Consider the following 12803-nt stretch of genomic DNA (forward strand, 5'->3'; position numbering starts at 1 on the left):
CGTCATCCGGTCGAGAGTAATTTCCGACCAGGAGGAGAAACCGTGCAGTACGCGATGCTGATCTGCGGCGACGACCGCGAATGGGCCGCCTTGTCCCCGGCGGACGAGGAGGACGCGATGCAGCGGATCTACGCGTGGTTCGAGCGCTGGCAGCCCGCCGGGAAGGTCGGGAACGGCGTCGAACTCCAGCCGCGGGAGACCGCGAAGACGGTGCGGTCCGGGGCGAACGGGAAACCGGTGGTCACCGACGGGCCGTACGTGGAGCTGAAGGAGGTCGTCGGTTCGGTGATCCTGCTGGAGTGCGCCGACATGGACGAGGCGGTCGAGGTCGCGGCGAGCTGGCCGCTGGGTCCGGGCATGAGCGCGGTGGAGGTCCGGCCGGTGACGAGCCGCGAAGAAGGGTGAGCCACCGGCTGTCCGGAGTGCCATGATTCCCGGATGACGGCGAGAAAGCCCATCCCGGCAACGCATTCCCCGCGGGAGGCGAGCCCTCTCGCGGGGATGCTCCGTTGCGCGGCGTGCTCGTGCTGGGCGCGGGGCCGGGATGGCGCTGGTGAGCGCCGCTACCGTCAGCGGGCGGACGCACTGCCGTTCGACGGTCACTCGCCCGCGTAGCTGCTGAAGGTCCAGACCTGGCCTTCGGGGTCGGCGCACGAGTACTCGCGGACCCCGGCCGGGGAATCGTGCACCGGGTTGAGGATCCGCCCGCCGGCGGCCTCGGCGCGGGCCTGGTGGCCGTCGAGCGCGCTGTCCGGCACCCAGACGCACAACGCGTGGCTGGTGCCGCCCAGCGCGAGCGGGCTGTGCATGCCGTACTGGTCGGCGTCGTGGTCCCGGGTGAGGAAGATCAGGCTCGCGCCCGCGCGGACCTGGGCGTGCTCGACGCCGTTCTCTCCGTCGACCACGAAATGCGACTCGAATCCGAAGGCCTCGACGAGGAATTCGAGCGCGGCTTTCGGATCCTCGTAGGTGAGGTTGGGGTACACGGTTTGCGGCGGCGGAGCGTCGGCCATGCGGGTCAGGCTACCGCGAGAACTCGGCCACCCGGCGCGTCATCAGCTCGCGCTCGGCCGGATTCGAGGCCAGCTCCAGTGCTCGTTCCGCCGACGCGAGCGCGTCGCCCGGCCGGTCCAGCGCGGCCAGCAGTTCGGCCCGAGCGGCGTGCCACAGGTGATAGCCGGGCAGCTCGTTCTCGAGCGCTTCTACCTCGTCGAGCGCGGGGGCCGGGCCGACGGCGTACCGCGTGGCCACCGCTCGGTTCAGCAGCACCACCGGCGACGGATCCAGTGCGTAAAGCCGGTCGTACATCGCGCGGATGCCAGCCCAGTCGGTGTCCCCGAAACTGCTTGCGACAGCGTGGATCGCGGCGATGCCGGCCCGGGTTTGACAAGGCCCGGGCCGGCCAAGCCGCACCGCTTCGCGCAACCGCAGCAGCGCCCGCTGAATCGCCGGGCCGTCCCACAATCGCCGATCCTGCTGTTCCAGCACCACGATCCGGCCCTGCGCGTCGAACCGCGCCGCGACGCGCGCCTGCTGCAACTCCAGCAACGCGGCCAGCCCGGCGACTTCCGGTTCGCGAGGCAGCGAATCGGCGAGCTGCCGGGCCAGTTCGACGCCCTCGCGCGCCAATTCCCGCCGCTGCGCCGAATTTCCGCTGGAGAGATAACCCTCGTTGAAGACCAAATAGAGCACGGCGAGCACGGCTTGCAGCCGGTCGGCGTACTCGTGCGGCTGCGGCGGTGCGAAGCCGATGCCGCGTTCCCGCAGCAGCCGCTTGGCCCGCGAAAGCCGTTGCGCCATCGTCGGCAACGGCACCAGGAACGCGGCGGCGATCTCGGCGGTGGTCAACCCGCCCGCGGCGTACAGCGTGAGCGCGATCTGTGCTGGTTCCGGCAGATCCGGGTGGCAGCAAGCGAAAATCATCGCGAGCCGGTCGTCGGCCCCTGGCTCCGGCGGAGGTTCCGAGGCCGCCCGAACGGCTTTCTCGTGCCCGGCCGCGTCCCGGCGAAGCCGGTCGATCGCCTTGCGCCAGCCGGTCGTGACGAGCCATCCGGTGGGACTGGCGGGCACTCCTTCGGCGGGCCACCGCTTGAGAGCTTCGGCGACAGCTTCCGACAGCGCTTCCTCGGCCCGGTCGAAGTCGCCGAGCCGACGGCTGAGTGCTCCCAGCATGCTGGCGGCGTCCGTACGCCAGATCCGCTCGGTCAGTGCGGCGACCTCGTTCACCACGCCATCCTGGTTCAGGCGCGGACGTACCGCAGCAAGGCGACGCCGCTCTCGAACGTCCGGCTGTCGGCCAGCCGGTAGCTGTCGACCGAGAACCCGGCATCGAACAGGGGCGCGCCGGAGCCGATGACCACCGGGTACAGCTTCAGGTGCAACTCGTCCACTTCGTCGCGCAGCGCCCCGGCGAGCGCGCCTCCGCCGACGAGCCAGATGTCCTTGCCGTCTTCCTTTTTCAGCTCGCGGATCTTCTCGGCCGGGTCAGTGCCGACCACCTGAACGGCCGGGCCGGGAGCCTCGGTCATGGTGCGGGAGAAGACGTAGTGCCGCAGATGCGTGTAGGCGTCCGGAACGCCGAGATCGACACCCATCTGATAGGAGACGCGGCCCTCGACGACCGTGTCGAAATGGCGGTGCGGGGTGTCCTCGATGCCGAGCACCGGCCGCAGGTGCGTCGGCACCATCTCCGGATACTCGCGCAGCAGCGGCTCGGCGTGGTCGCCCTCGAACTGGAAGACCGAGCCGGTCGGGTCCTCCCGGGTCGGGGCGGCGATGAAGCCGTCGAGCGTGGACGCGACGAGATAGACCAATTTGCGCATAACGGACAGTCAACCAGGTCAGGTGGCGAGCCCCGTCGAGTGGCCGGCCGCGGTGCGCTTCCGGCGCAGCCACACTCTCCTCGTGCCGTCCGCGTAAAGCCGGACCGTGCGCAGTTCCCAGCCCGCGAACTCCGCGTGGATGGAGAGCTGGATCATCGCCGCGCGCCGGGACACCGCCGGGGGGAGGCGCAGGCGGCGATACTCCCAATCCCCTTCGACCACCGCCTCGTCGACTGTCGTCATGGCTGGATCACCTGGGTCCCTTCTCCTGCGGCCGAGCCGACGAACACGCGGCCGCTCTGGTCGTCGACGCCCACCGTGTCCGGCTGGCGCACGGTCGGGAATCGGTACTTCTCGACGGGCTCTCCGCCGCGGACGTCGTAGCCGACGACCTCGTTGCGGGCGGTCAGGGTGACCCACGCCAGGCTGCGCTTCGCGTCGTAGGCGAGGCCGTACGCGCCGCCCGGCACCGGGTAGCGCTGGCGGAGGATCAGGGGGTTGGTGGAGAACGCGAGCAGCGCGCCCGCGCGTGCGTCGGTGACCAAGACGCGGCCGTAGGAATCGGCGACCGCGTTGGCCGCGCCGTCGCCCGCGCGCAGCCCTTCGTCCATCGTTCCGGCTTGGACGTCCACGCTGAACACAGCGGTGCGCAGCCGGTCGAGGACCACGACGCCGTTTCCGGTGTTGACCACGTCGTCGGCGCTGTAGAGCTGACCGGTGATCGTCTTCGCGACCGAACCGTTCGCCAGCACCTCGACCGCCTTGCGGTCGCGGACCGCGACGAGCGTGTCCGGCCCGTCGGCGACCCCGGCGGCGGGCTGCCCGGCGACCTTCTCGGCGGTCAGCTGTCCGCTCGGCAGCGCGACGCGGGCGAGCACGCCCTTGGCCGGGATCCCGGCGAGCGCCTGGCCCCCGGACACGCTGAGCGATTCCGCCGGGCCGGGCAGCGCGACGGTCTTCTTCGGCGCGCCGAGCGCGGCGAGATCGTAAATCCGCAGCTCAGCGGGCTGTTTGAGGGCGACGACGAGCGTGTGGCTCTGCTGGTCGGCGGCGATCGCGGACACCACCGGCATCGGCAGCACCTGCCCGGCGGGAGGCGCCGCGCGGGCGGGGGAGGCGGCCGGTTTGGCGGCCGTCGGATTGGCCACGACCTGCAGACTGTCCTTCGGCTGCTCCGAGGACGAGCAGGCGGACAGCGCGAGCGCACCGGCCAGCGGGATCGCGATCCGCGAGGCGGCGGTGAGCCGACGCACCTTGAAACCTCCAGCAAAGCTCCGGCGAGCAGGTCCTCCCAGCATCCTCCAGGATCGCCGAACCGTCACGCCCGTGTCACCGACCCGACACCTGCGGCTCACCGGGTGCCCCGTTCCGGATAGCCGAATTCGACGCCGCTGACGTCGTCGAGCGCGCTGCGGATGGCGGGCGGGAGCGTGAGGTCTTCGGCGGCGAGCGAGCCGGTCAGCTGGCCGGTGTCGCGCGCGCCGACGACGGGAGCGGCCACTCCGGGCCGGTCCCGGACCCAGGCCAGCGCCACGGCGAGCGGCGACGTGCCGAGCCCCTCGGCGGCGGTCACGACGGCCTGCACGATCCGCGCCGCCCGTTCGGTGCGGTGGTGTTCGACGTATCCGGCGTACTCCTCGGACGCGCCGCGCGAGTCGGCGGGCGTTCCGGTGCGGTACTTCCCGGTGAGGACACCGCGGCCGAGCGGGGCCCACGGCAGGATGCCGATTCCGTGGTGCGCCGCGGCCGGAACCGCTTCGCGTTCGATGCCGCGTTCCAGCAGCGAGTACTCGAACTGCCCGGACACGAGCGGCACCGTGGCGAGCGAGGCGGCGGTGGCGAGCTGCCAGCCCGCGTAATTGGACACGCCCACGTAACGGACTTTGCCGCTCGTCACCGCGTAATCGAGCGCGGAGAGGGTTTCCTCGACGGGAACGCAGGAATCCCACGCGTGCAGCTGCCACAGGTCGATGTGGTCGGTGCGAAGCCGGCGCAGCGACCCTTCGAGCGCGGACAGCAGCGCGCCGCGCGAAGCGCCGCCGCCGAACGGGCCGTCGGTGCGGCGCGCGACAGTCTTGGTGGCCAGCACGACGTCCTCGCGCGGCACCAGGTCCGACAGGAGTTCGCCGAGCATCCGCTCGGCCTCGCCGCCCGCGTAGAGGTCGGCGGTGTCCACGAGCGTGCCGCCCGCGTCGACGAACGCGACCAGCTGGCTGGCCGCCTCGTCCGGATCGGTGTCGCCGCCCCACGTCATGGTGCCGAGGGCCATCCGCGATATCCGCAGTCCCGACCGGCCGAGCTGTCGCTTTTCCACGACCGCCGAGCCTAGTGGGCGCACCCCCTCCGGCCGGACGAAGGTGACCTCGTGTCGCACCGGCGCCCTCGGAGGGAGTCCTCAGGAACCACCCGATAGGTTCCCGACCGTGCGAATCGGACTGCGCCCCGAGCGGGCGGGCGAACCGGCGGGAGCGGCCTGATGGGATGGTTCGAGGCCCTGGTCCTGGGGCTGGTGCAGGGGCTCACGGAGTTCCTGCCGATCTCCTCGAGCGCGCACGTGCGGATCGTCGCCGCATTGGCGGGCTGGGGCGATCCGGGCGCGGCGTTCACCGCGGTGACCCAGATCGGCACGGAGCTCGCGGTGGTCCTCTATTTCGGGCCGAAGATCGGCCGGATCCTGCGCGCCTGGTTCTTCTCCCTCTACCGCCCGGACTGGCGGCGCGACCCCGACGCGCGGCTGGGCTGGCTGATCATCGTCGGCTCGCTGCCGATCGTCGTGCTCGGCCTGCTGCTGCAGGACGAGATCGACCGGGCGTTCCGCGATCTGCGGATCACCGCGACGACGCTGATCGTGTTCGGCCTGATCCTGCTGTTCGCCGACCGGACCGCGAAGCAGCAGCGCACGCTGGACCACCTGAACGTGCCGCACGGCCTGGTGTACGGCTTCGCGCAGGCGCTCGCGCTGATCCCGGGCGTCTCGCGTTCGGGCGGCACGACGAGCGCCGGCCTGCTGATGGGCTACACCCGGTCGGAAGCCGCGGAGTACTCGTTCCTGCTCGCGGTGCCCGCGGTGTTCGGTTCGGGGCTGTACAAGCTGACCGACATCGGCAAGAACGGCGAGAACGCGCAGTGGGGGCCGACGATCCTGGCCACGCTGGTCGCCTTCGGCGTCGGCTACCTGGTGATCGCGTGGCTGATGGCCTACATCAAGAAGCGCAGCTTCGTGCCCTTCGTGATCTACCGCGTCGTGCTCGGCGTCGTGCTGTTCGGCCTGGTCTTCGGCGGCGTGCTTGACCCGAACGCGGGACCCGCGGGCGGCTGAACCGGCGGATCACCGGTTAGGGTGGCGTCGTGAGTACGGTCATCTTGCTCCGGCACGGGAAGTCCACGGCCAACGGCTCGGGCGTCCTCGCCGGGCGCACGCCGAAGGTCGGGCTGGACGACACCGGCCGGGCACAGGCCGACGCCCTCGTCGGGCGGTTCGCCGGCGTGCCGGTCGCCGAGCTGGTCGTGTCGCCGATGCTGCGCTGCAAGCAGACCGTCGCGCCGCTGGCCGCCGCGCAGGGCTTGGCGAAGGTTGTCGAACCGCGGCTGTCCGAAGTGGACTACGGCGAGTGGACCGGCCGGGAACTCAAGAACCTCGTCAAGGAACCGCTGTGGCGCGTCGTGCAGGCGCATCCGTCGGCGGCGGTCTTCCCGGGCGGGGAGGGGCTCGCCGAGATGCAGGCGCGCGCGGTGGCCGCGATCCGCGCGCACGACGCCCGGATCACCGCCGAGCACGGCGACCACGCGGTGTGGGTCGTGTGCAGCCACGGCGACGTGATCAAGTCGATCCTGGCCGACGCGCTGGGCCAGCACCTCGACGCGTTCCAGCGGATCGTGGTGGACCCGGCCGCGGTGTCGGTGGTGCGCTACACCGAAACGCGGCCGTTCGTGCTCCGGGTGAACGAACACGGCGGCGACCTGGCCGGGATCGTGCCGCCCCCGCCGAAGAAACGCGGCCGCGGCAAGAAGGCTTCCAGCGACGCCGTCGTGGGCGGAAGCACGGGCCGCTGACGATCGACAGTCCTTCCGTCGGATGCCAGACCCCGTAGGGTGGGCGGAACCACGTGGAGAACCAGGAGCGCAAACCCGAATGATTTCCCCGGACAACCCGTTCGCCGTCCCCAGCGACCTGCCGTACGAGCTGCCGCCGTTCGACCGCATCGCCGACGAGCACTACCGGCCCGCTTTCGAGGCGGGGCTCGCCGAGCACGCCGCCGACGTGGAGCGGATCGCCGACGACCCGGCGGAGCCGACCTTCGAGAACACGATCGCGGCGCTCGATCGGGCAGGCGCGCTGCTGACCCGGGTGTCCGGCACGTTCTTCAACATTTCCGGCTCCAACGCGACCGACGAAGTCCAGGAGATCCAGGCCGAGCTGGCCCCGAAGCTGGCCGCGCACGAAGACGCGATCCATCTGAACCCGCGGCTGTTCGCCCGCATCGACGCGCTGTACCGCAAGCGCGCGGAGCTGGGCTTGAACCCGGAGGAGCTTCGGCTGCTGGAGCGCCGCTACACCGACTTCAGCCGCGCGGGCGCCGGGCTGCCCGAGGCGGACCAGGCGAAGCTGCGCGCGTTGAACGAGCAGCTTTCGACGCTGCAGACCCGTTTTTCGCAGAACCTGCTGCGGGACACCAATGATCTCGCTGTCGTGCTCGACGACGCGGCGGAACTGGCCGGGCTCGGCGAAAGCGCGATCGCGGCGGCGGCGCAGACGGCGGCCGAGCGCGGTCTCGAGGGCAAGTACGTGCTGACCCTGACGCTGCCCACCGCGCAGGCGGCCGTGGCGTCGCTGGAAAACCGAGAGGTGCGCGAGCGCGTCTTCACCGCTTCGGTGTCGCGCGGAAATCGCGGAAACGCCTACGACAACAACGCGATCGTCGAGGAGATCACCCGGCTGCGGGCCGAGCGCGCCGCGCTGCTGGGCTATCCGAACCACGCGGCGTACGTGATCGCGGACGAGACGGCCAAGACCGTCGAGGCCGCCGGGGGACTGCTGGAGCGGCTCGCGCCGGTGGCGGTCGCGAACGCGCGCACCGAGGCCGCGGAACTGCAGAAGCTGCTGGAAGCGGACGTGCCCGGCGCGACGCTGCAGCCGTGGGACTGGGCGTTCTACGCCTCGAAGGTGGAGCGCGAGCGGTTCCGGCTGGACACCGCGGCGCTGCGGCCGTACTTCGAACTGGACCGGGTGCTGCACGACGGCGTGTTCGTGGCCGCGAACCGGTTGTACGGCTTGACTTTCACCGAGCGGAACGACCTGCCGAAGTACCACCCGCAGGTGCGGATCTTCGAGGTCTTCGACGCCGACGGCAGCGGGCTCGGCCTGTTCCTGATGGACTACTACACCCGCGACTCCAAGCGCGGCGGCGCGTGGATGAACAACTTCGTGGACCAGTCGCGGCTGCTCGGGCGGCGCACGGTCGTGGTCAACGTGCTGAACGTGACCAAGCCGCGCGAGGGGGAGCCGACGCTGCTCTCGCTCGACGAGGTGCGCACCGCGTTCCACGAGTTCGGGCACGCGCTGCACTCGCTGCTGTCCGGCGTCGAGTTCCCGACGTTCACCGGCACGAACGTGCCGCGCGACTTCGTCGAGTACCCGTCGCAGGTCAACGAGATGTGGATGCTGTGGCCGGAAATCCTGGCCAACTACGCCAAGCACCACGAGACGGGGGAGCCGCTGCCCGCCGGGCAGGTCGAGCTGCTGGAGGCCGCGCAGCAGTACGGCGAGGGCTTCCGCACGACCGAGTACCTCGCCGCGGCGCTGCTCGACCTCGCGTGGCACCGCCTCGGCCCGGACGACCGGGTGGAGGACGTGCAGCGGTTCGAGGCCGAGGCGCTGGAAAAGGCGGGCGTGGCACTGGAAAGCGTCCCGCCGCGCTACCGGACGACGTACTTCAACCACGTCTTCTCCGGCGGCTACAGCGCCGGGTACTACTCCTACATCTGGAGCGAGGTGCTCGACGCGGACACGGTCGAGTGGTTCACCGAGAACGGCGGCCTCAAGCGGGAGAACGGCGACCACTTCCGGTCGACCCTGCTGGGCCTCGGCGGCAGCGTCGACCCGATGGAGGCGTTCGCGACCTTCCGCGGCCGCGCGCCGGAGATCGAGCCGCTGCTGAAGCGCCGGGGACTCGCCGGCGCGTAAGCTAGGTGTATAACGCCCTATACGGCAAGGCTTGAACGACCGGCCTTGCCGTATAGGGCGTTTTCGCGTTTCCAGGCCGCATACGCACGTGAAAGTGCCTTTTGTACGTCCTTCATTACTCACCCATGATGGTGTTACGCACTACCAGTGAGGTGAGGAAATGGCCGAGGAGACGGGCACGAACCCAGCAGAATCGGCCGGACGCGGACCGCGTCGTGCACTACGCCGACGATCAGGACCGCGGATTCGGGTTCTTCTCCGACGTGCCGGACGGCTGCTTCGCGGAAGTCCTCAATCCCTTCGACGCGGACGCGCTGGCGGACGTCGTGGAACCGGCCGGACCCGTACCGAACGAGCGGGCGCCATGAGCGCGGCCAACACCGCCTCAGTCCGCCGTCGTGCTGGCCTTCGCCCTGCCGACCCCGGTCCGCTCGCTGGCGGCCCGGTTGCCCGCGATCTCGCTGTGGTGGACAACGGCCCAATCGGCCATCGCCAGCACCGCGTCGGTCAGTGACCGGCCCAGGTCCGTCAGCGCGTATTCCACGCGCGGCGGCACCTCGGCGTAAGCGGTCCGGGTGATCAGGCCGTCGCGCTCGAGATGTTTGAGCGTCTGGGTCAGCATCCGCTGGGAGATCCCCGGGATGCTCGCCTGCAGGTCCGAGTAGCGCAGGGAACCGGCGCCGAGGGTGCTGATCGTCAGCATCGTCCACTTGTCGCCGATGCGGTCGAGCACCTCGCGGACGAAGGCGCCGTCCTCTGGCCACGCCTGGCACGGGCCGGCGATCTGCCGTGCTGCCGCCATCTCGAATTCCTCTCGTCCGGGTGCAACCGCACTACCAGTATGTAACGCCCGCGCGCCGGCCCTGTCCGGCCCGATTCGTCCGGGCATTCCTTCCCTTCAGCGGAGAGTGAGCACTGTGCACGCACAAGACACCGTTGTGGTCGGCGCCGGCCCGGCCGGGCTGTGGACGGCGGCGGAACTGGCACTCGGCGGCGGCAGACCGCTGGTCCTGGAACAGGCTGAGCGACGCAGTCCGCATTCGAAGGCGCTGGCCGTCCATCCGCGCACGATCGAGGTGCTGGCGATGCGCGAGCAGGAGCAGGCTTTCCTCGACGGCGGGTTTTCCGTGCCCGACGGGCATTTCGGCATGCTGCCCGCTCGCCTGGACTTCCGGGAGCTGGCCACGCCGTTTCCGTTCATGCTCGCGCATCCGCAGCGACGCACCGAAGAACTGCTCGAACAACGCGCGCTGGCTCTCGGTGCGGTGATCAGGCGCGGCCACCAGGTGTCCGGGCTGAGCCAGGACGACCAGGGCGTGACGCTGCGGGTCAGCGCACCGGAGGGCGAGTACGAGATCACCGCCGACCACGTGGTCGGCGCAGACGGCGCGGGCAGCAGTGTGCGCCGCGCGGCGGGTATCGGCTTCGCTGGCACCGACTCGACCGTCTTCGGCTTCCTCGGCGACGTCGAGCTGACCGACCCGCCCGAGCGACCAGGCTTCTGGCACAACGAACACGGAGCGCTGATCGTGGCCCCGCTGCCTGGCGGGCGTTACCGCGTCACCGGATACGCCGCGGCGGATTTCGCCACGACCCTGGAATCCCTCCGGGAGACGGCGAAACTGATCGCGGGCACGGACTTCGGCCCGTACTCGCCGGTGTGGCTGTCCCGCTTCGGCAACGCGACACGGCTCGCGGGGCAGTACCGCGAAGGCCGGGTGTTCCTGGCGGGCGACGCCGCGCACATGCACTTCCCGGCGGGCGGAGCAGGGCTGAACGTCGGCCTCCAGGACGCGATGAACCTGGGCTGGAAGCTGGCGGCGGTCCAGCGGGGCTGGGCGGATCCGGTCCTGCTGGACACCTACCACGCGGAGCGCCACCCGGTCGGCGCGGCGCTGGGCGAGCACACCAAGGCGCAGACCGCGCTGATCACCGCTACCACCGAGGAAGGCCTGGCACTGCGCCGGTTCATGACGGACCTGCTGCGCGCCCATCCCGACGTGGCGACCGCGCTGGCGAACACGGTGACCGCGCTGGACGTGCGCTATCCGGGCGCCCGGCCTTGGGCAGGCGAGCGGCTCCCGGCCACCCGCGAGCAGTTGCACCTGTTGCGCGAAGGCCGGCCCGTGCTGCTGGCCCAGGAAGCCGGCCCGGGGTGGAAGGACCTGGCCGCGAGCGCGGGCTTCCAGTTGTACGAAACCGAGCTGCCCTGGTCGGCGGCTGCCGTGCTGATGCGCCCGGACGGGCACGTATGGGCCGCTGGGGACACTGCTGGGCAGTTGGCGGAATCGATGGCGGAACTGCCCTTGGCCTGACCCCGGCGGCCGGTTCGGGCCGCGCCTGCGCCGTTGCCGCCGAAACCTGCGTTGACCAGCGGGGGAGCGCGGAAAACCCGGGTCCTGCGGCGGGTGCGGAACCGCCTCTTCGTCGGATCGGCTGACGCCAGGGCCCGGGATTCGGCGGATCCGACGAAGCCGCGGAGGGGGTGCATGACCGCACAATGCGGCGTCGCCGAATCAAGGAGGATCCGACGGTGAGCATTCCGAGTTCCGCCCCGGTCGTGCGGCGGACCGAACGGACCACGTTGGCGCTGCTGGTCGGCGTCTTCATCATCGACTACATCGACCGCGTCATGATCGCGGTCGCGCTGCCGCTGATCGGCGCGGAGTTCGGGCTGTCCAAGACCACGCAGGGGCTGGTCGTCTCCGCGTTCGCGATCGCCTATCTGGTCGGGCAGATGCCGGGCGGGCTGCTCGCGGACCGCGTGGGCGCGCGGCCGTTGCTGGTGATCTCGCTGGCGGCCTGGTCGGTGTTCACCGCCGCCACCGGGTTCGCGCCCGGCCTCGTCGTGCTGCTGGTGCTGCGCGCGGCGTTCGGGTTCGCGCAGGCGTTGTTCCCCGGGGCGGCGTTCAAGGCGCTGGCCGAACGCACGACGCAGGAAGGCCGCAGCCGCGGCGCGGGGCTGCTGCTGGCGTCCAACTCGGTCGGGGCCGGGCTCGGGCCGCTGCTGGTCGCGCCGCTCGTGGTCGCCGCGGGCTGGCGGCACACGTTCTGGATCGTCGCGGTGGCCGGGTTGATCGTCGGGCTGGCGCTGTGGCGGCTGCTGCCCGCGCCGCTGCCGCGCGAGCTGACCGAACCCGGGGCGCACGTCGCCCCGGTGAAGGTGCCGGTCTCGCAGGTGCTGCGGAACCGGCTGGTGATCCGCTGCGCGGCCATGTTCGCCTGCTTCAACATGCTGGCCTACGGGATGATCACCTGGGTTCCGTCGTACCTGGTCGAGACCAAGGGGCTCTCGCTGGTCGCGGCGGGGATCTCGGCGGCGATCCCGCAGCTGGTGAGCGCGGCGGCGGTGCTGCTCGGCGGCTGGCTGATGAGCCGGTACTTCGACCACCGGCCGCGCTGGCTCGTGGTGCCCGCGCTCGTCGCCGCGGCCGGGGTGCTGGTGGCGATGCTGCTGTCGGATTCGGCGACCGGGTTCACCGTGCTGCAGACCGTCGCGATGTTCATCAGCGGCCTGGCCTCGATCGGCATCGTCGGGCTGCCGCTGCGGGTGCTGCCGCGCGATCTGGTCGGCGCGGGGATGGGCCTGGTCAACACCGGCGGCCAGCTCGCCGGGGTGCTCGCGCCGCTGGTGATGGGCTGGCTGGCGGACCGCTTCGGGTTCGCCGCGGCGTTCGGGTTCCTGGCGGTGTCGACGCTCGCCGCGGCGGCGATTTCGCTGACCACCCGGTCGACGAAGCTCTCGCTCGGCGCGCCGGCCCCGGCGAAGAAGGAGCAGGTGGGCTGACCCACCGGGG

At 71.0% G+C, this 12803-nt stretch carries 14 protein-coding genes; 7 read left to right on the forward strand and 7 right to left on the reverse strand.

The window, feature by feature from the left end; all coding sequences use genetic code 11:
* Positions 1 to 42 precede the first annotated feature (42 nt).
* On the forward strand, positions 43 to 405 hold the full coding sequence (locus H4281_RS02355) for a YciI family protein (RefSeq protein ID WP_182889191.1): 363 nt from the start codon (positions 43 to 45) through the stop codon (positions 403 to 405).
* 194 nt (positions 406 to 599) lie between these two features.
* On the opposite strand, the gene H4281_RS02360 is transcribed toward H4281_RS02355, so the two are convergent.
* The 6 genes from H4281_RS02360 to H4281_RS02385 all read right to left on the reverse strand — a co-directional run bounded on the left by H4281_RS02360 (position 600) and on the right by H4281_RS02385 (position 5136).
* A complete protein-coding gene (locus tag H4281_RS02360) occupies positions 600 to 1013 on the reverse strand; it encodes a VOC family protein (protein WP_182889192.1) in 414 nt (137 codons plus the stop codon).
* A gap of 10 nt (positions 1014 to 1023) precedes the next feature.
* A complete protein-coding gene (locus tag H4281_RS02365) occupies positions 1024 to 2226 on the reverse strand; it encodes an RNA polymerase sigma factor (protein ID WP_312872038.1) in 1203 nt (400 codons plus the stop codon).
* A gap of 14 nt (positions 2227 to 2240) precedes the next feature.
* Entirely contained in the window at positions 2241 to 2822 is a 582-nt protein-coding gene (locus H4281_RS02370; protein ID WP_182889193.1) for a dihydrofolate reductase family protein, read from the reverse strand.
* Positions 2823 to 2840: 18 nt separating this feature from the next.
* Positions 2841 to 3065 (reverse strand): DUF5703 family protein, encoded by a 225-nt coding sequence (locus tag H4281_RS02375; protein WP_182889194.1) that lies wholly within the window; start codon positions 3063 to 3065, stop codon positions 2841 to 2843.
* Positions 3062 to 4075 (reverse strand): YncE family protein, encoded by a 1014-nt coding sequence (locus tag H4281_RS02380; protein WP_182889195.1) that lies wholly within the window; start codon positions 4073 to 4075, stop codon positions 3062 to 3064. Before H4281_RS02380 ends, H4281_RS02375 begins: the two co-directional genes overlap by 4 nt.
* Positions 4076 to 4173: 98 nt before the next feature.
* Positions 4174 to 5136, reverse strand: coding sequence for an aldo/keto reductase (locus tag H4281_RS02385; RefSeq protein ID WP_182889196.1), 963 nt, complete (start codon positions 5134 to 5136; stop codon positions 4174 to 4176).
* Positions 5137 to 5298: 162 nt separating this feature from the next.
* Between H4281_RS02385 and H4281_RS02390 the strand changes: the two genes are divergently transcribed.
* The 4 genes from H4281_RS02390 to H4281_RS02405 all read left to right on the forward strand — a co-directional run bounded on the left by H4281_RS02390 (position 5299) and on the right by H4281_RS02405 (position 9374).
* On the forward strand, positions 5299 to 6141 hold the full coding sequence (locus tag H4281_RS02390) for an undecaprenyl-diphosphate phosphatase (protein WP_182889197.1): 843 nt from the start codon (positions 5299 to 5301) through the stop codon (positions 6139 to 6141).
* A 29-nt stretch (positions 6142 to 6170) separates the two neighbouring features.
* On the forward strand, positions 6171 to 6875 hold the full coding sequence (locus H4281_RS02395; protein ID WP_182889198.1) for a histidine phosphatase family protein: 705 nt from the start codon (positions 6171 to 6173) through the stop codon (positions 6873 to 6875).
* 79 nt (positions 6876 to 6954) lie between these two features.
* Entirely contained in the window at positions 6955 to 9006 is a 2052-nt protein-coding gene (locus tag H4281_RS02400) for a M3 family metallopeptidase (RefSeq protein WP_182889199.1), read from the forward strand.
* Positions 9007 to 9221: 215 nt separating this feature from the next.
* A complete protein-coding gene (locus tag H4281_RS02405) occupies positions 9222 to 9374 on the forward strand; it encodes a hypothetical protein (RefSeq protein ID WP_182889200.1) in 153 nt (50 codons plus the stop codon).
* A gap of 17 nt (positions 9375 to 9391) precedes the next feature.
* On the opposite strand, the gene H4281_RS02410 is transcribed toward H4281_RS02405, so the two are convergent.
* Positions 9392 to 9808, reverse strand: coding sequence for a winged helix-turn-helix transcriptional regulator (locus H4281_RS02410; RefSeq protein WP_182889201.1), 417 nt, complete (start codon positions 9806 to 9808; stop codon positions 9392 to 9394).
* A 115-nt stretch (positions 9809 to 9923) separates the two neighbouring features.
* On the opposite strand from H4281_RS02410, the gene H4281_RS02415 reads away from it, so the two are divergent.
* On the forward strand, positions 9924 to 11321 hold the full coding sequence (locus H4281_RS02415) for an FAD-dependent monooxygenase (RefSeq protein ID WP_220506594.1): 1398 nt from the start codon (positions 9924 to 9926) through the stop codon (positions 11319 to 11321).
* A 218-nt stretch (positions 11322 to 11539) separates the two neighbouring features.
* Positions 11540 to 12793 carry an MFS transporter gene (locus H4281_RS02420; protein WP_237599927.1) on the forward strand — a complete coding sequence of 418 codons (1254 nt, stop codon included), beginning with the start codon at positions 11540 to 11542 and terminating at the stop codon, positions 12791 to 12793.
* Positions 12794 to 12803 lie beyond the last annotated feature (10 nt).

This window comes from Amycolatopsis dendrobii (assembly GCF_014145675.1).
GTDB lineage: Bacteria > Actinomycetota > Actinomycetes > Mycobacteriales > Pseudonocardiaceae > Amycolatopsis > Amycolatopsis dendrobii.

What these genes read in the sequence shown, in the direction of transcription:
- H4281_RS02360 (WP_182889192.1), bottom strand. Translation starts at nt 1,013, where the DNA reads ATGGCCGACGCTCCGCCGCCGCAAACCGTGTACCCCAACCTCACCTAC.
- H4281_RS02370 (WP_182889193.1), bottom strand. Translation starts at nt 2,822, where the DNA reads ATGCGCAAATTGGTCTATCTCGTCGCGTCCACGCTCGACGGCTTCATC.
- H4281_RS02375 (WP_182889194.1), bottom strand. Translation starts at nt 3,065, where the DNA reads ATGACGACAGTCGACGAGGCGGTGGTCGAAGGGGATTGGGAGTATCGC.
- H4281_RS02390 (WP_182889197.1), top strand. Translation starts at nt 5,299, where the DNA reads ATGGGATGGTTCGAGGCCCTGGTCCTGGGGCTGGTGCAGGGGCTCACG.
- H4281_RS02400 (WP_182889199.1), top strand. Translation starts at nt 6,955, where the DNA reads ATGATTTCCCCGGACAACCCGTTCGCCGTCCCCAGCGACCTGCCGTAC.
- H4281_RS02410 (WP_182889201.1), bottom strand. Translation starts at nt 9,808, where the DNA reads ATGGCGGCAGCACGGCAGATCGCCGGCCCGTGCCAGGCGTGGCCAGAG.